The following is a 16735-nucleotide window of genomic DNA, read 5'->3' on the forward strand; positions in this document are numbered from 1 at the left end:
CGTATTCTGGCGTAAAGTGGCGTGGCCGCGCTTGCGTCTACCAAATTGATGTTAAAGAAAAAATGCTGAAAAATCAAGACCATAGACTGGCTGTTGCACCCATGATGGACTGGACGGACCGGCATTGCCGGTTCTTGCACCGTCAGTTGACGCACCGTGCGCTGCTCTACACCGAGATGGTGGTGGCCGACGCCGTCATCCATGGTGCGCGTGAGCGACTTCTCGGCTTCGATGAGACGGAACATCCGGTTGCGTTGCAGCTCGGCGGCTCCGATCCGCAAAAGCTTGCCGAGGCGGCGCGCATCGGCGAGGCCTTTGGTTATGACGAGATCAACCTCAATGTCGGCTGTCCGTCGGACCGTGTTCAGTCGGGTACGTTCGGCGCCTGCCTGATGAAGGTGCCTGACCTCGTCGCCGACTGCGTCGCTGCGATGAAAGCAGCGGTGACAGTTCCCGTCACCGTCAAATGCCGCATTGGCGTCGACGAGCAGGACCCGGAGCCGGCGCTCGACGCGCTGACGGATGGTGTTTTCGATGCTGGCGCCGACGCGCTGTGGGTGCATGCGCGCAAGGCGTGGCTCGAAGGTCTGAGCCCCAAGGAAAACCGCGACGTTCCGCCGCTCGACTATGACAGGGTCTATCGGCTTAAGGCCAAAAAACAGAACAAATTCATTGGCATCAATGGCGGAATTCAGTCGATTGAAGAGGCACAGGCGCATCTCCGTCATGTCGACGGCGCAATGCTTGGCCGCGCCGCCTACCACACGCCCGGCATTCTGGCCGGCGTGGACGCCGCCTTCTACGGCGCCAAGCCCGAGACGTTCGACTTCGCCGCGCTGATCGACGTCATGGCGGACTATGCGGCACGTCATATCGAGCAGGGCGGGCGGCTTGGCCATGTCACACGTCATATGGTCGGACTGTTCCACGGATTGCCCGGGGCGCGCCGCTACCGCCAGATCCTGTCCACCGAGGCGAACCGCCCCGGGGCCGGACCGGACGTGCTGAAGACGGCTTTTGTGGCTGTCGAGCTCAGTGGAGTGGAGGCCGAAGCGGCCTGAGTCTGGGAGCCGGAGCTCAATCCCTGAGGATCATGCGGTCGCCGCGTACATCGAAGCCCGACAGCGAGCCGATGAAATTCATGCCAAGCAGGCTCTGGCTCAGCATGCCGGGTGCGGCGATCATCACCGGCATGTCCTTGCGCGTGATGCCGCCGATCGCAATCTGATCGGTTCTCACGGCCGCGGCACGCGCCACGCCGTTGGCCGTCGAGACCGAAATGGTGTAGTTGAGCGCAGCTGGATTGAATCCGGCGGCTTGCGCGTCTTCCGACGTCAGCACGGTGCTGGTCGCGCCGGTATCGACAATGGCTCGAACCGGATTGCCGTTGACCAGGATACGCGCTTCGAAATGGCCGTTGTCCGCCTTGTCGAGCGTCACCGTGGCGTGACCGTCTTCGACGCCGAGCGCCAGCGGGCTGCCGGGGACCAGGCCTGCCGTCACGCGGCTGGCGACATCCTGCAGTTCATAGCGGTATTGATAGCCGGCGATCAGCGCGAGCACGATGGCCGCCCAGGCGCCGAGGTTGCGGGCCATGGCGCCCAACGGCCGGCCCGAGCGAAGCAGGCCGGCGCCGATCAGGACGCCGAAGGCGCCAAGCCAGATCAGCCGGCTGAAATCGTAGTTCTCGACGCCGAGCGTACTGCCGGCAGAATCGTTGAGCATGAGCAGGACTGCTCCCACCCCGATCGCTGCCATCAGGATCCAGAAAAGCCGGCTCATTAGCACCTCACGAAAGCGCGTCGCGTTCGCGCGCCATGCGGCTGCGGCGCGTTTCCCGGCGCGGTCGGCGCTCGATCGTTTCCAGCCGGGCCGGCAATTCGGCCATGACGCTGCGGCGCGTTTCCGGAGTCATCCCGATCCAGGCACCGATTTCCTCACGCGTGCGACCGCACCCGAAACAGAAGCCGGTTTTCATGTCGATCGAACAGACCAGGATGCACGGGGATTCTATGGCCGTCATAACTTTCTCTTGAGGTTTCCATCCGGAATCCTCGTTCCATCTCCACATGGTGCAACCGCAGAGCCAATGCAAGCCCTTGCGATGGCGCCCTTGGCGGCCAGCTTTGCGACAAATTCAGGACCATGATCCAGGAGGTTGTGCCGACGACGCAAGGCGGCTATGCCGCTCACCTACTCCAGGGAATGATCGCCAACGAGATGACCAGCGCGCTGCCTTTCGACGATTTTCGCAACCTGTTGGCCAATCTGCCGGCGGCCGACACGACAGCCGAGGCCCGCGTGCGCACGCTGTTCGCCAAGGCCGACAAACCAGGCAATTCGCTCGGCCGCATCGAGGATATCGCCGCGTGGCTGGCCGCCTGGAGCGGGCGGGTTCCGCCAGCCGTGACAAGACCGTTGATGGCGGTCTTTGCCGGCAATCACGGCGCCACACGCCACGGCATTTCGCCACGCCCGGTGGCGGCGACCGCCAACGCGGTCGAACTTTGCGCGGCCGGAGGTGCGGCGATCAACCAGATCTGCATTGCCAACGATCTCGGGCTGAAGGTCTTCGATCTTGCCCTGCACATTCCGACAGCAGATATCACCTGTGATGCCGCGCTTGACGAGCGCGGCTGCGCCGCCACCATGGCTTTCGGCATGGAAGCGATCGCCGGCGGCACCGATCTTTTGTGCCTCGGCGATCTCGGCGTCGGCAACTCCACGGTCGCTGCAGCTCTGTTTGCGGCGCTGTTCGGGGGCAGGGGGATCGACTGGGTCGGCCCGGGGTCGGGCGCCGATGCGACGATGCAGGCTCGCAAGGCAGACGTGGTCGATGCCGCGCTGGCCTTTCACGGTGGCCATCTCGGCGACCCGCTCGAGGTGCTGCGCCGGGTCGGCGGCCGTGAGTTCGCAGCGATTGCCGGCGCCATCCTTGCCGCGCGCATGCAGAAGATCCCAGTGCTGCTCGACGGACTTGCCGCGATGGCCGCCGCAGCGGTGCTACATACCGCCAACCCCGCCGCGCTCGGCCATTGCCTGCTTGCCAGCCTGTCGCCAGAGCCCGCACACGCCCGGGCTGCTCAACGCCTCGGCCTGCGCCCGTTGCTTGATCTTGGCATCAGTTATGGCGAAGGGGCAGGGGCCGCCCTTGCCGCGGGTCTGGTCAAGGCCGCCGCGCTGACCAGTTCGGGCATGGCGGCTGCGGTGCGCGGCTAAGAAACCGCCACACTGCATCTCAACAGCTTCGACTATCGCCGCCGAGCTGCTACCGCCGCAGTCGGCAGCGCCGGCAATTCTTCCATTACCCGGCTCAGCGGGAAGATGGCTATCGCCTCTGTCCCTTCGCGCAGCCTGGAATGAAGTTCGAACTCGCCACCATGCATGGCGAGCAGCCCTTGCACGATCGGAAGGCCAAGGCCGGTTCCCTGTTCGGCGCTCTTGATGGCGATCGAGCCCTGGCCGAACGCGGAAAGCACAATCGGAATCTCGTCTTCCGGTATGCCTGGCCCATTGTCCTTGATCGAAATGTACTGCCCGCCGCCCGCCGTCCAGCCGACGCGGACACGAATCTCGCCTCCGGTGCCGGTGAACTTGATGGCATTCGACAGAAGGTTGAGCGCGATCTGCCTCACCGCCCGCTCATCGGCGAACAAGCGTGGCAATTCATGCTCGAAATCCTGGACGATGCGTATATCCTTATTGCGCGCCCTCAGCTCCATCATGTGGCAGCAATCCTCGACGATACCGAGCAGCATCACGGGCTCTTCATTGAGCTGGTAGCGGCCAGCCTCGATGCGCGACAGGTCGAGGATCTCATTGATCAGGTCGAGTAGATGCTGGCCGGATTCGTGCACGTCGTGGGCGTAGTCGCGATAGGTGGGGTTGCTCATCGGTCCCAGCACCTCGTTCGACATCACCTCGGAAAAACCGAGAATGGCATTGAGCGGTGTGCGCAGTTCATGGCTCATCGAGGCGAGGAACCGTGATTTCGCCAGATTGGCATCTTCGGCCCGCCGCCGCGCCTCGTCCGACATCGATTTCGCCGTCTCCAGTTCGGCGATCAGCGCGTCCTTTTCGGAGCGGAACGACAACAACATCAGGGACGAGCGGTTGAGGTGACGGGCGACATAGGCGAAGAAGGGCAGCGACACGACCAGCAGCCCGGCCATGATTACCTCGATCGGGATCCATAGCTTGACGCCGCCATAAGCGTAGAGTGCCACCGGGACGGCAAACGTCGCCAACAGCGCTCCGCCCAGGGACGAGGTCATCACCGCGGTCGCCGCCATGGCGAACAACAGCACCACGGCCTTGACGACGTGGAACGGGTCGACCGCGCAGACGCTGCAGCCAAGCCGGACGAACCATGCCCAGCCGAGACCGCACAGGAAATGGCCGATCAGGAATTCCCGTCGTGTTTGCAAAGGGTTGAGCTCGGAAGCTTCAGTGCGCTCGATGCGCCGCGCCATGAAGGCGACGATGGTGTAGCAGGTCAGCATGAACAGGGCCCAGAGGCCGATCTCGTTGCCGACGCCGGCCAGCCGGCTACCCGCCGCGATCACCAGAACGAGAAGCGGGACTGCGATTGCGCCGCTGGTCATCGCCCGGGCGTGGAGTTTCAGAAGTTCGCGATCGAAATCGGGATTGCCTGCCTGCTGCGAAAGACGGTCACGCGTCTTGCGCACCGCGCGTGCCACATCGCTGTTGCGATGAGGTTTCCTGCGGTCCACAATGAACTTGTCCGCTGTGTTCGAGCGTTGCAAGGGCATCAAAACTTCAATTATGCGAGCAGCGGTTTCAAAGTGTTAAGCTACGTTCGAATGATTAACCAACCGTTTGCCATATGAGCCGTTCATGGTCGCCAAGGCGGCGCCGACCATACTTTGCGCGACCCCGAAGCCTGTGGCGCCGGCTGGTCGATTACGGGCTTACCGCCATCATTCTCGGGCTGTTGATCCTGCTGGCGGCCCGCCTCGACCGCGTGGAGACCCGCAGGACGGAAGGTGCGGTTATCGTCAATGACGGCGATTCGATCACGCTCGGTGCCGAGCGCATCCGTATGCGCGGCATCGATGCTCCGGAATATACGCAGACCTGCCGCAGGAACGGCTCCGACTATCCCTGCGGCACGCTTGCGCGCCAGTCGCTGGTGCGCCTGATCGGCGGCCAGCCCGTCTCCTGTACCGGCTGGCAGCGTGACCGCTATGGCCGGCTTCTCGGCAACTGCAACGCCGGCGGCAAGGACCTCAACCGGGCGCAGGTCGAGGCGGGTTGGGCGGTTGCCTATGGCGACTTCGAGAGCGAGGAAGCCACGGCCCGTGCGGGAAAGGCCGGCATCTGGGCCGGAACGTTCGAACAGCCGCAGGACTGGCGCGATAGCCATCACGGCCAAGTCGTCGAGAGAAAGCATGGCGCACTGGCATCGATTGGCGACGCCGCGCGCGAGATTTTTCGCTTCTGGTGATCCGCATCGTGTAATTGGACCGCGAACGAATGGGAGGATGGAGATGAAGCTCTTCGACGGTGGCCGGGCGCCCAATCCACGACGGGTCCGCGTTTTCCTCGCCGAAAAAGGCATCACGGTTCCGCAGGTAGCCGTCGACATGGGTGCTCTCGAGCACAGGCAACAGGCGATCAGCTCTCGCAATCCTTTGCAACGCCTGCCGGTGCTGGAGCTCGACGACGGCACCATCATCACCGAATCCGTCGCCATCTGCCGCTATTTCGAGGAACTGCATCCCGAACCAGCCCTGTTCGGCCGTGGCGCACTCGGCAAGGCGCAGGTCGAGATGTGGCAGCGACGGATGGAGTTCAACTTGCTCAGCTGCGTCACGCAGGCGTTTCGCCACATCCATCCGGCCATGAAGGAATGGGAAATCCCGCAGATCCCCGAATGGGGCGAGGCCAACAAGCCGAAGGCCGTGCAGTTCCTCAAGCTGTTGGATGTTGAGCTGGGCAATCGAGAATTCATCGCCGGTGACAGCTATTCGATCGCCGATATCACCGGCCTGATCGCCGTCGATTTCATGAAGCCGGCACGCATCAAGATGCCGGATGAATGCACAAATGTGCTGCGTTGGCACCAAGCCGTCTCCAGTCGTCCGAGCGCATCAGCCTGAAAATGACTGTCGAACTCGACAGGCTCACTGCCAAGATTCGCGCTTGCCGCATCTGCGTGGAGAATCCTGTCGGCAAGCCGTTGCCGCACGAACCGCGTCCGGTGCTGCGACCCTCGTCCAGCGCCCGCATCCTTATCGCCAGCCAGGCGCCGGGGACCAAGGTGCACCTGTCGGGCATGCCGTTCACCGATGCTTCCGGCGACCGCCTGCGCAGCTGGCTGGGCGTGACGAGCGACGAATTCTACGACATCGAAAAATTCGCGATCGTGCCGATGGGCTTTTGCTTTCCCGGCCAGGACGCCAAGGGTGGAGACCTGCCGCCGAGGCGCGAATGCGCACCGGCCTGGCGCGCGCCCTTGATGGCTCTGATGCCACGGATCGACCTGGTGCTGACGATCGGCATCTATGCACAGTCCTGGCACATGGGTGCCGAGCGCCGGCCCTCATTGACGCAAACAGTGATGGACTGGCGCGCGCGCTGGGAGAATTCCGTCGGGCCGAAAGTGCTGCCGCTGCCCCATCCGTCGTGGCGAAACACCGGCTGGCTCAAGAGGAATCCCTGGTTTGAAATGGATTTGCTGCCTTTCCTGCGGTCGGAAATCCGCTATCGCCTTTGTTGACCTTTCGGCAAGAAATCACCCGATTTTTGCCCGATTGGCAGAATTTCTTTCTTGTGAAAGGTCGAAATAAGGGGGAGTATAGCCAAACTATTCCCAAAGCGCGTCGCGCCCGAGGGCACGCGACGCGCTTTGATTTTATTGTTTTACGCATGTCGTTGTCCCAAACCGCTTCACACTTTGGGCGACATGCACCCAGGGAGCACGCAATGGATCGCCTCGATAGAAAAATTCTCCGCCTGTTGCAGGAGGACGCGACACTCGCGGTCGCCGATGTCGCCAAGAAAGTCGGGCTGTCGACGACGCCTTGCTGGCGGCGCATCCAGAAGCTCGAGGAAGAGGGCGTTATCAAGCGGCGCGTCGCCATTCTCGACCATGAAAAGATCAATGTGCGCGTCACCGTCTTCGTGTCGATCCGCACCAATTCGCATAGCCATGAGTGGCTGAGGCGCTTCTCGGAAGTCATCCAGGAGTTTCCCGAAGTGGTCGAGTTCTACCGGATGAGCGGCGACGTCGACTATCTCTTGCGCGTCGTGGTTCCGGACATCGCCGCCTATGACGCGTTCTACAAACGGCTGATCGCCAAGATCGAGATTCGCGACGTGTCGTCGTCCTTCGCCATGGAGCAGATCAAGTACACCACGGAAATCCCGCTTGACTACATGGTGCTGGACAAGGAGTCGGGCGCCAACGCTGCCTGAGCTGACCCCTTGCGCAAGGTTTTTCCGCTTAATCTTTCTTTTTGTTGAGGAAACTCCAGGGAGAATTTACTGGCAGCGTGACTGTGTCCGGCACGCTGTCGGCAGCGACGACCTCTGCCTTGCGGACGCTGTAGCCCGACTGGATGACGCTGACGCCGTCGAGAATGAACAGCTGGCTCTTCTCCATCTCCGGCTTCAGCGCACCGGTGACAGCGACCGGCTGATAAGCTTCCGACATCTTGTAGGGGTGAGCAGGTGTGACCAGTACGATCTGGTTGGGCGGTGGCGTCGGCATGTGGCTGCATGCGCCAGTCCACGGCACCAGCAGGAACTGATAGACAAGGTCGCCGTCGCGATCGACGGGCAATGCATAGCCGGCCAACTGAATGCTTTTGTCCTGCAGATCGAGGGATAGCGTCTCGCCGTGGTCCGGCAATTTTGCCGCGATCATCGGCAACCCGACGTTTTCAGCGGCCGCTTGCGCAGCAGGGCGCAGATCCTTCCAGAATATGTGCGCGGTCTCCGCCGAGGCATCGCCGATGGAAACAGCAAATGCCGCAGCCAGGACCGCAACTGATTTGAGGCAATTGTTCATGGACTCCATTCTTCGCCAAGCTGCTGCCCGCATCGAGTCAAACCGTCGTGATTCGAGCGCATTTTTGCAGATCCCGGATCGCGCTGCGCCATCAATCCACATTCTCGCTCGCAATTCGATCGCCGTTGTGGGGTAGCGCTATCGGGGCCTTGCCAGCGACCTCGCGGGAAACGGGACACGAATAAATTGCTTGGGAAAGAGCCGAAAATGGCTTGCCCGGTCGCGACTGCGGAGCAGAAAATAGATCGGCCATAGGATGCGAACCGTGCGCGTCCGTGTCCACCGACCTCGCCAGAACATGGAGAAGTACCATGCCAGCCAGCGATGATCTCAAGGGGCTGATGAAATTCCTTACCCGTGAGCAATGGCGCGAATGTTTCGAAGAGGTGCTCGACGACCATTTCGGCCCAGTTCTCGAAGCCTACGACATGGATTTCGAAGACCTCACCGAAATCCTCGGCGAGGTTTGGGCAATGACCGTTTGGGGCTGCGCCTTCGAGGACTTTCTGAGCCTGGACTTCGAGGGTGAACCCGGCAACATCGTCGATGACTATGTCAAGCGTCGAGGCTGGAAGGAAAATGCGCAATCCAAGGCTTATATGATGGCGTTACGGACGTCCGTCATGAGCCTGTATGAAGTAAGCAACGTCGTGCCTGGACAATCTCTTGTGGCGCGTGACCTTATCCGCGGAGGTGAACCTATCAACGTTAGCGAGGGCACCGCCACGAAGATGTTGAAACAGTGGGATAAGATCGCTGCACGGGTCGTGCCTGTCATGGGCAAAAACGTCCTTGCGGGCGGTGTCTTGCCGTTCACGCCGCAGGCTACGGAAGCATTGTTCGACGGACTGCGCGGCGCGTTCGGGAAAAGAAATGCAAAGAAGCTGCCCGCGTTGAGGAATGAAGAGCTGCAGGCGGCGGCATCCATGTTCACACTGTCATGGTTGTTTGACACCCTCAATAGGATGATGGAGAGGCCGACGCTACGAAATAGCGATGGCGATGACATCGTATTCCATGATGTCCGCTTTCCCTTGGCATCGGGCGTGGCGCCGGAAGAGATTGCTTCTCGATTGAACACCATTCGGGGGATGTCACAAGAAAACGCGAACTTCTGGAACTGGCTGGAAGAGACACCACAAGGCAGAGACAAGCCAAAAGCGGCGAAGGCACCTACAATCGACATCACGGCGGATAGCGGTTCGTGTGTGCTGGGCAATGCCGAACTGAAGGGGCGCTTCCTCCATCTGTCCACCAACTCCGCAGAGCGAGCTGCAAGAGGGACGGCCTTGGTTCGCCAAGCCCTCGGCGATCTAGCGCGGACCCCCCTCACTGAAATCCGCACTGTCGAGCAGATGTTGGCCGAACGATCTGGCAAGCATGTCGAAACGCCGTCATCGAGTGCGCCACCAGAAATCGCCGAACAGGGCGTTCACGAGTTCTTGGATCGGCATTATCTGGAAACTCTTGATCAGCCCGTCGCAATGTTGGGGAACAAAACACCGCGTCAGGCCGCCAAAACCCCGGCCGGCCGCCGAAAGGTCGCCGATTGGCTGAAGTATCTCGAAAACCAGACAGCCAAACAACCAGACCCTGTCAATCCGATGGCTACCTATAGTTTTGAATGGATTTGGAAAGAGCTCGGCCTTCGGGACCTGCGTCAATAGTGCGCTGCCATATGCTCATCCATCGATGCACCATCGGCGCGAACTGATCGCGTCACGCGTCAGCCTTTCTTGGCGATCCGCTCGAACGTCTTGGCATTGGAAAGTTCGTTGACAGCGTCCTTGCCGATCCAGCGCGCGGTCCTATCGGTCGACTGCGCCAGTCGTTCGGCGACGGCAAGCGCGGCGCCGTGCATAGCCATCGATCGTTTGCCGATCGATCGAAGCGCCCAGTTCACGGCTTTCTTCACGAAATTGCGGCTGTCGGTGGCATGCGCTTCGATGATCGGCAGGAAGGCGAGGAAGCTTGTCTCTGGTTCTTTCTTCCGGTGAACGGCAGACCATGCCATCATCGCAAAGGCCGTGCGCCGAACGAATTCCCGTTCGTCGGCCGCGAACTCGCCGATCAGTTCCTTCCAGGCGTCCGTATCGACAAAGAGATCCGAGACGCCATCGACGATGTCCCATGAGTCGAAACTGGCCGCCCATCTTCTTGCATCTCCAGCAGAAAACCGTTTCGGATCAGCCGTGACGGAAGCGATGAACTGCGCCTCCACGATACCCGTCTCCCACAGCTCGAAGGCGCGCTCGTGGTTGCGTTTGATCTTCCTGGCGATCTGCCGCTGTACGCCATGCGTTATGCCAAGGGCGCGGTCGATCCTGATGCCGTAGCGCAACATGCCGAGGCGGTTCTCCTGCGAGCCAATGGCGCGCAGATGGTCGACAATTTCCGCGGCACTGGATTGAGGCGAGAGTTCCGCCATCGCAGAAACCTATTTTTCCAGCCGCGCCAGCAGCGAGGACGTGTCCCAGCGCTTGCCGCCCATTGCCTGCACATCCTTGTAGAACTGATCGACAAGCGCGGTCACCGGCAATTTGGCACCGTTGCGGTCGGCTTCCGCCAGGCAGATGCCAAGGTCCTTACGCATCCAATCGACGGCGAAGCCGAAATCATACTTGCCGGCATTCATCGTCTTATGCCGGTTCTCCATCTGCCAGGAACCAGCCGCACCCTTGGAGATGACCTCGATCACCTTCTCGATATCGAGCCCGGCCTTCTTACCGAAATGGATGCCTTCGGCCAGCCCCTGCACGAGACCGGCGATGGCGATCTGGTTGATCATCTTGGTGAGCTGGCCAGCACCGGCCGACCCCATCAAGCCAACCATGCGGGCAAAGGCATCTATGACGGGCCTGGCTCTGTCGAAAGCGTCCTGCTCGCCACCGACCATGACGGTCAGGAGGCCATTCTCGGCGCCGGCCTGGCCACCGGAGACCGGCGCGTCGAGGAACGAAAAGCCGCGTGCTTGCGCCGCCGCCGCCAGTTCGCGTGCGACCTCGGCCGAGGCCGTGGTGTTGTCGATGAAGACCGAACCCTTCTTCATCGTCTGGAAGGCTCCGTCCGCGCCCGTCGTCACCGAACGCAAATCGTCGTCATTGCCGACGCAGGAAAAGACAAAATCCTTGCCCTCGGCGGCCTGCGCCGGCGTCGCCGCAAGGCTGCCGCCGTGCTGGCCTACCCAATGCTCGGCCTTGGCCTTGGTGCGGTTGTAGACGGTGACGTCGTGCCCACCCTTGTTCCTCAAGTGCCCGGCCATTGGATAGCCCATCACGCCAAGACCGAGAAATGCAACGGATGCCATGAGCTTACCCTTCAGAATGGAAACGGAATTTGCTGCGAAAGCTCTAGGCCCTGCGCCCAATTCGTCAAGACGCGTGTGACCAGATCGACTGGTGCAGCCAATTTGAAAATGGTCAGCGTTTCAGGTGAACGGTGATCCGGCGCTCGATCCATTCAACGCCATGGCGCAAGATCTCGACCATCACCAGATAGACGAGAGCGACCCAGATATAGGCCTGAATGTCGAACGAGTTGGCGAAGGCGAGCTTTGCATTGCCCATCAGATCATAGACCGTGATGATGGCGACGATGGCGGACGCCTTGACCATCAGGATCAGTTCATTGCCATAGGGCCGCAAGGCGACGATCAAGGCTTGGGGCAGGATGATCTTGCGCAATGTCTGCAGTTTGTGCAGGCCGAGCGATGCTGCCCCTTCCCATTGCCCACGAGGCACGCTCTCGATGGCGCCGCGTAGAATCTCGGCCTGGTAGGCGGCGGTGTTGAGCGAAAAGGCAAAGACGCCGCAATTGAACGCGTCCTTGAAAAAATCCCAGAGGCCAACCGACTGCAGTTCGACCCTGAACGAGCCTAATCCATAATAGACTAGATAGGTCTGAACCAGCAGCGGCGTGCCACGGAAGAAATAGACATAGCAATAGGCGAGGCCGGACAGAATCCGGTTGCTGGACATGCGCCCATAGGCGACAGGCACCGAAAGCATTGCGCCGAGCACCATCGATATGGAAACCAGCGCGAGCGTTACCCCAAGCCCTCGCAAATAGGCGGGCGCATATTTGGCGAAGAAATCGGCATTCCAGGCAATGACCAGATAGCTGACGATGCCAGCGCCGAATAGGATCCACAGGCAGACCAGCGCATAACCGGCGATACGCCTGCGCGGCCAACCCCGCGCCTGGGGCGGCGGCCGTTCGACCATGGCGGCTGTAGCGCTCATCGCTGCGCCTCCCGCCGGCCAAGCGAACGCAAAATTGCACCGGTGGCAAAGGACGACACGACGGCGAGGCCGAGAAACACCAGCGAGGCCACGCCGAAGAACAGGAAAGCGTGCTTGGTGACGCGGGCGGCAATGCTGGCATTGCGCAGCGTCTCGGCCAAGCCGACGACCGATACCAGGGACGTGTCCTTGAGTAGGCTTAGCCAGCAGTTCTCCAGTCCGGGAAACGCGATGCGCAGCAGTTGCGGCACGATCACCTTGCGCATGGTCAGCCAGTTGGAAAGCCCGATGGCGTAGCCGCCCTCATATTGGCCCTTCGGTATGGCGCGGAAGGCCGAGAGGAAAACCTCGCTGGCATAGGACGAGAAGATCAGCGCGAGCACGATCATGCCGGCGACGAAGCTGTTGACGTCGATGGTGGCGTCCGGCCGGAAATACCTGACGAGATGCTGCAGCAGGATCGGCATGCCGAAGAAGAACAGGAAAAGCGTCACCAGTTCCGGCAGGCCGCGAAAGACCGTGGTGTAGATGTTGGCGGCAAGGCGCAGCGATGGTTCTTCGGACTGCTTGGCAAGAGCAATGAAAAAGCCGATCGTCAATCCGATTGGCAACGTGGCAAGGGCAAGCGCAACGGTGATCAGTGCGCCATAGGCGATATCGTCAAGCCAGCCATCGGGTCCCCAACTGAGAAGTGTCCATATGCTCTGGGCTGGCATCGACAGATCTTATCTCCACGGCGTTCCCGAACGAATAGAAAGACGGCGGAGAAGTTCCCCGCCGTCTTCACCCTAGTTTATCAGGACTCGGCGCCGTAGACGTCGAACTTGAAGTACTTGTCGTTGATTTCCTTGTATTTTCCATTGGCGCGGATGGCGTCGATGGCCGTGTTGAGCTTGTTGACCAGGTCGGTCTCGCCTTTGCGCACGGCAATGCCGGCGCCTGGCCCGAAGATCTCGACTGGTTGCGGCGACGGCTGGCCGAGGATCTTGCAGCATGCGCCATCGGGCGAATCCAGCCACTGCTGCAGCACGACGATATCGTCCTCGATTGCGTCGAGACGACCATTGGCAAGATCTGCCTGCTCTTCGGGGCTGCTCGGATAGCCCTTGACGGTGCTGTCGGTGTAGGTCTTCGAGGCATAGTTGAAATGCGTGGTGGTGGTGGCCACGCCGATGGTCTTGCCGGCGAGATCTTCCTTGGTCACGCCTTTCAGCGTGCTGTCCTTCGGCACGGCGAGCGCCGACGGCGTGTTGTAGTATTTGTGCGAGAAGTCGACCTTCTCCATCCGCTCTGGAGTGATCGACATCGAGGCGACGATAGCGTCGAACTTGCCGGCCTGAAGAGCGGGAATGATGCCGTCCCAATCCTGGGCGACGAAGGTGCACTTGACCTTCATTTCGTCACAAAGCGCCTTGGCGATGTCGATGTCGAAGCCGACGAGCTGGCCATCGGCGGTGAGGTTGTTGAATGGCGGGTAGGCGCCTTCGGTGCCGATCCTCAGGGTCTTTTCCTGGGCCTGGGCTACGCCGAGCGTCAACAGCGCGGCCGAAGCGGCGAGCGCGATACGCAGTGCAATACGCATGATAATCCTCTCTTTATGGTCCCGGCCGTCGTTCCAAACGGCTCTGTGGGGCGGTGCTTTTGGCCGCCCGCTGGCGCGATACTCCCACTCTTTCCGAGAAAAAAGCAACTGCAAAACCGCAAAAACGGGGAAGGCTATTCTGCCGCTGCGTCAGCGCTCAAGCAACGAGCCCAGTCGTGCGCTCGATGAAGTCGGCTATCGACTTTGCATCGTCGAGATCGAACACCGGCAGGGGACCGCCTTCAGCCGCAAAATCGGCGGCGACGGCGACGATGTTGGGGTCACTTGCCGAAAGCGGCGTGTGGTCTTTCGCGTCCAGCCGGCGGGCTTCGATCTTGCGGTGGGCCTCGCGCTTGTAGCCCTCGACCAGCACCAGGTCGCAAGGCGCGAGCCGTGATAGAATCACCTCCAGCGTCGGCTCATCCTCATCGCGCAGTTCGTGCATCAGCGCCCAGCGGGTTCCCGACACGATCGCGACTTCCGTGGCGCCGGCCTGCCTATGGCGGTAGCTGTCGGCACCCGGCTTGTCGATGTCGAAATCGTGGTGAGCGTGTTTCACCGTCGACACTTTCCAGCCGCGCCGAACGAGTTCGGCGACCAGCTTTTCGGTCAATGTCGTCTTGCCGGAGTTTTTCCAACCGGTGATGCCGAAGACGCGTCTGTTCACGATTTCATGCTGCAACAGACCTTCGGCAGCGACAAGATCATCAGGCTGGTTGATGTTGAAGAAAGGGTCGACCGGGTGGCCCGCCGATTGAAGAAGCGGGAATTCCACCTCGACGAAGCCGTGCCGGTCAATGAAAGCCGAAACCCGCCTGATATCTTCATCGACCAGAAAGTGCCGCAGGGCGTCGCGACAGTCCGTCGGCCAGAGCGCGAAGGTCGGGTGCCGCTTGCCACCAGAGCAAGCGACGGCAATCGAAGCTGGACTTTGATCGGTGGCGGCCGCCAGTCGCTCGACAAGATCCAGCGGCAGGAAGGGCGTGTCGCCGGCAGCGGTGACGATCGCCTTGCAAGCCGTGTTGGCCGCGGTCCATTCGAGGCCGGTCAGGATTCCAGCAAGCGGCCCGGCAAAGCCGGTCACCGTGTCGGCAAGCACCGGCAGTCCAAAGCGCGAGAACCGTGCCGGATCGCCGTTGGCGCTAAGCGCGAGAGGACCGATCTGCGGGCCAAAGCGCGAGATGACCTGGTCGAGTACGCAACCGCTGCCAAGTGGCAACAGGCTCTTGTCGCCACCGCCCATCCGTCTCGACTGGCCGCCGGCCAGAATGATCCCCGCAACATCTCGCTTCATGCCATCGAGCCTGTACGCCTGCCGCCGAAAATCACAAGAACCTTCAAATGGCTTGGCTAGATTCCGTCGGGAACCATGGCCGGTCCGGTGCTTTCGGCGACGATCTTTCGCCTGCCGACCACTCGTTCGCGGTAAAGCGCATAGAGGCCGGAGCCGATGATGATGGTGGCGCCGACGATCATCGGCAGATCTGGAATATCGGCGAAGATGAACAGCCCAAGCAGGATCGACCAGATCAGGGCCGTATAGCGGAACGGCGCGATGAAGGAGATGTCGCCCGAGCGCATCGCCATGATGATGAACTGGTAACCGATAAGCACCAGCACGGCAGCCAGGGCCAACAGGGCGGTGCTGTTGCCCGTCATCGGTGTCCAGCCCCCCATCGGCAACAACAGCGCCGCGCCGACCATGGTCATGGCAAGCGCGGTCGCGGTCGACACCAGCAGGGTGGGAATAGCCTTGGGAATCCGCTTGGTGCTGAGATCGCGCACCGCACAACAAGCGACGCTGGCCAGCGCCGACAGCGAGTAGATGCTGAAGCCTGAGAAGCCTGGCCGCACGATGATCAGCACGCCACCAAATCCGACGGCGATGGCCAGCCATCGCCGCCAGCCGACAGCCTCGCCGAAGACGAGTGCCGCGCCCATCGTCACCGCCAGCGGCAGCGCCTGCAGCACTGCCGAAACATTGGCGATCGGCAAATGGGCGAGGGCGACGAGAAAACTCACCGTTGCGCCGGCTTCGCTGATCACGCGCATGGCCACCAGCGGCTGCAGCATCGACCCGGGGCGGGCAAGCGCGCCGCGCTGCCAGGCGAGCAAGCCGACGAAGAGCGAAGCGAACGCACCGCGGATCAACATGACTTGCGCCATGTTCATCGATTGCGACGAGTATTTGGTGATGGCGTCGTTGAGGGTGAAGCCGGCCATCGCCACCACCATGAACAACGCGCCGCGAAGATTTGGAGACAGGGGCAAGACGACTACCGGTTCTGTTTTGCAGCAAGCCTGTAACAGCCGGGCATGAAACAGCAATAACAAAGGGCTGGGCCACAGCCTCGTTTGTGGCCCTGGAGATCGCCTGCAATGGCGGCAGAACTTACTTCTTCGGCGTCAGCACCTCGGTGCCATTGCCTTCCTTGCCGGCGATCGTCCACAGGCCGTGCAGGGAGCCGTCGTCCATCACCTTGTAGACGACAAGGCCGATATCCTTGTCCATGACATAGCCGGCGGAGAAGGCGTCATCGTTGCGCATGCAGATGCCGTCGGAAGACGAGCCGCCCGTCTCCCAGTGGATCGTGCAGGTCGTTCCGCTGGTCAGCGCGATGGTTGCCTCGCCGCCATAGGCCGAGCCGTCGAAGTTGGTGCCGGCGACCGTATAGGTGCCGCCGATCGACTGGGCGGCCGCTGGCACGGAAGCGAGGCCAAGCAATGCAAGAGAGAGAAGGAGTTTGCCCATGGTCTATTCCCCCTGTTGGATGAAACCGTCCCAAGCGGAAGGCTAGAGCGGAATGAATTGAGGCTGAATCGGCGTGGGATTCCCTTAGGCGTGCAAATCTGATTCAACCTTCATGCTGGGCAAGG

At 61.2% G+C, this 16735-nt stretch carries 19 protein-coding genes and 1 pseudogene; 7 read left to right on the forward strand and 13 right to left on the reverse strand.

All coding sequences use genetic code 11. The features are described from left to right. Positions 1-62 precede the first annotated feature (62 nt). A complete protein-coding gene (dusA, locus tag NKH57_RS31235; protein ID WP_352950069.1) occupies positions 63-1061 on the forward strand; it encodes a tRNA dihydrouridine(20/20a) synthase DusA in 999 nt (332 codons plus the stop codon). Between the two features lie 16 nt (positions 1062-1077). Here dusA and NKH57_RS31240 read toward each other — a convergent pair whose 3' ends face one another. Both NKH57_RS31240 and NKH57_RS31245 read right to left on the reverse strand, forming a co-directional pair. Then, complete coding sequence (locus tag NKH57_RS31240) at positions 1078-1782, reverse strand: TIGR02281 family clan AA aspartic protease (RefSeq protein WP_023759190.1); 705 nt, start codon at positions 1780-1782, stop codon at positions 1078-1080. Positions 1783-1789: 7 nt separating this feature from the next. Then, entirely contained in the window at positions 1790-2023 is a 234-nt protein-coding gene (locus tag NKH57_RS31245) for a DUF1289 domain-containing protein (RefSeq protein WP_031260174.1), read from the reverse strand. A 197-nt stretch (positions 2024-2220) separates the two neighbouring features. On the opposite strand from NKH57_RS31245, the gene NKH57_RS31250 reads away from it, so the two are divergent. Further along, a complete protein-coding gene (locus NKH57_RS31250; protein WP_352950084.1) occupies positions 2221-3219 on the forward strand; it encodes a nicotinate-nucleotide--dimethylbenzimidazole phosphoribosyltransferase in 999 nt (332 codons plus the stop codon). A gap of 32 nt (positions 3220-3251) precedes the next feature. Here NKH57_RS31250 and NKH57_RS31255 read toward each other — a convergent pair whose 3' ends face one another. After that, on the reverse strand, positions 3252-4772 hold the full coding sequence (locus NKH57_RS31255; RefSeq protein WP_023759186.1) for a sensor histidine kinase: 1521 nt from the start codon (positions 4770-4772) through the stop codon (positions 3252-3254). A gap of 74 nt (positions 4773-4846) precedes the next feature. Here NKH57_RS31255 and NKH57_RS31260 point away from each other — a divergent pair, with 74 nt between their 5' ends. The 4 genes from NKH57_RS31260 to NKH57_RS31275 all read left to right on the forward strand — a co-directional run bounded on the left by NKH57_RS31260 (position 4847) and on the right by NKH57_RS31275 (position 7440). Further along, positions 4847-5467 (forward strand): thermonuclease family protein, encoded by a 621-nt coding sequence (locus NKH57_RS31260; protein ID WP_352729714.1) that lies wholly within the window; start codon positions 4847-4849, stop codon positions 5465-5467. A gap of 43 nt (positions 5468-5510) precedes the next feature. Beyond that, on the forward strand, positions 5511-6122 hold the full coding sequence (locus tag NKH57_RS31265; RefSeq protein WP_352729712.1) for a glutathione S-transferase: 612 nt from the start codon (positions 5511-5513) through the stop codon (positions 6120-6122). Then, positions 6062-6742: a uracil-DNA glycosylase family protein gene (locus NKH57_RS31270; protein ID WP_352950072.1), complete on the forward strand. Its 681-nt coding sequence runs from the start codon at positions 6062-6064 to the stop codon at positions 6740-6742. Before NKH57_RS31265 ends, NKH57_RS31270 begins: the two co-directional genes overlap by 61 nt. Before the next feature lie 206 nt (positions 6743-6948). After that, entirely contained in the window at positions 6949-7440 is a 492-nt protein-coding gene (locus NKH57_RS31275) for an Lrp/AsnC family transcriptional regulator (RefSeq protein ID WP_023759182.1), read from the forward strand. A 28-nt stretch (positions 7441-7468) separates the two neighbouring features. Here the strand turns inward: NKH57_RS31275 and NKH57_RS31280 are convergent, their stop codons facing one another. After that, a complete protein-coding gene (locus NKH57_RS31280; protein ID WP_502907356.1) occupies positions 7469-8035 on the reverse strand; it encodes a DUF3299 domain-containing protein in 567 nt (188 codons plus the stop codon). 311 nt (positions 8036-8346) lie between these two features. Between NKH57_RS31280 and NKH57_RS31285 the strand changes: the two genes are divergently transcribed. Continuing rightward, positions 8347-9702: a DUF7986 domain-containing protein gene (locus tag NKH57_RS31285; RefSeq protein ID WP_352834408.1), complete on the forward strand. Its 1356-nt coding sequence runs from the start codon at positions 8347-8349 to the stop codon at positions 9700-9702. Between the two features lie 59 nt (positions 9703-9761). On the opposite strand, the gene NKH57_RS31290 is transcribed toward NKH57_RS31285, so the two are convergent. The 9 genes and pseudogenes from NKH57_RS31290 to NKH57_RS31330 all read right to left on the reverse strand — a co-directional run bounded on the left by NKH57_RS31290 (position 9762) and on the right by NKH57_RS31330 (position 16610). Continuing rightward, positions 9762-10463, reverse strand: a complete 702-nt coding sequence (locus NKH57_RS31290; protein WP_352729702.1) for a DNA alkylation repair protein — start codon at positions 10461-10463, stop codon at positions 9762-9764. A gap of 9 nt (positions 10464-10472) precedes the next feature. Next, positions 10473-11342 (reverse strand): NAD(P)-dependent oxidoreductase, encoded by an 870-nt coding sequence (locus NKH57_RS31295; protein ID WP_352950077.1) that lies wholly within the window; start codon positions 11340-11342, stop codon positions 10473-10475. Positions 11343-11454: 112 nt separating this feature from the next. After that, entirely contained in the window at positions 11455-12276 is an 822-nt protein-coding gene (locus NKH57_RS31300) for an ABC transporter permease (protein ID WP_352605147.1), read from the reverse strand. Then, positions 12273-12992 carry an ABC transporter permease gene (locus NKH57_RS31305; RefSeq protein WP_352834398.1) on the reverse strand — a complete coding sequence of 240 codons (720 nt, stop codon included), beginning with the start codon at positions 12990-12992 and terminating at the stop codon, positions 12273-12275. Before NKH57_RS31305 ends, NKH57_RS31300 begins: the two co-directional genes overlap by 4 nt. An 80-nt stretch (positions 12993-13072) precedes the next feature. Then, positions 13073-13858, reverse strand: a complete 786-nt coding sequence (locus NKH57_RS31310; protein ID WP_352950080.1) for an ABC transporter substrate-binding protein — start codon at positions 13856-13858, stop codon at positions 13073-13075. Between the two features lie 157 nt (positions 13859-14015). Then, positions 14016-14525: a molybdopterin-guanine dinucleotide biosynthesis protein B gene (mobB, locus tag NKH57_RS31315; protein WP_352950086.1), complete on the reverse strand. Its 510-nt coding sequence runs from the start codon at positions 14523-14525 to the stop codon at positions 14016-14018. Positions 14526-14534: 9 nt separating this feature from the next. After that, positions 14535-15152 (reverse strand): annotated as a pseudogene (mobA, locus tag NKH57_RS31320) (molybdenum cofactor guanylyltransferase MobA); the annotation flags it as partial. A 56-nt stretch (positions 15153-15208) separates the two neighbouring features. Continuing rightward, the gene (locus NKH57_RS31325; RefSeq protein WP_352950082.1) at positions 15209-16129 is read right to left on the reverse strand and encodes a DMT family transporter; all 921 of its coding nucleotides are present in this window, start codon (positions 16127-16129) and stop codon (positions 15209-15211) included. 121 nt (positions 16130-16250) lie between these two features. Next, on the reverse strand, positions 16251-16610 hold the full coding sequence (locus NKH57_RS31330) for a hypothetical protein (protein ID WP_352605153.1): 360 nt from the start codon (positions 16608-16610) through the stop codon (positions 16251-16253). Positions 16611-16735: the final 125 nt, after the last annotated feature.

The sequence above is a fragment of the Mesorhizobium sp. M1050 genome, assembly GCF_040318715.1.
In the GTDB taxonomy this organism is placed as follows: domain Bacteria; phylum Pseudomonadota; class Alphaproteobacteria; order Rhizobiales; family Rhizobiaceae; genus Mesorhizobium.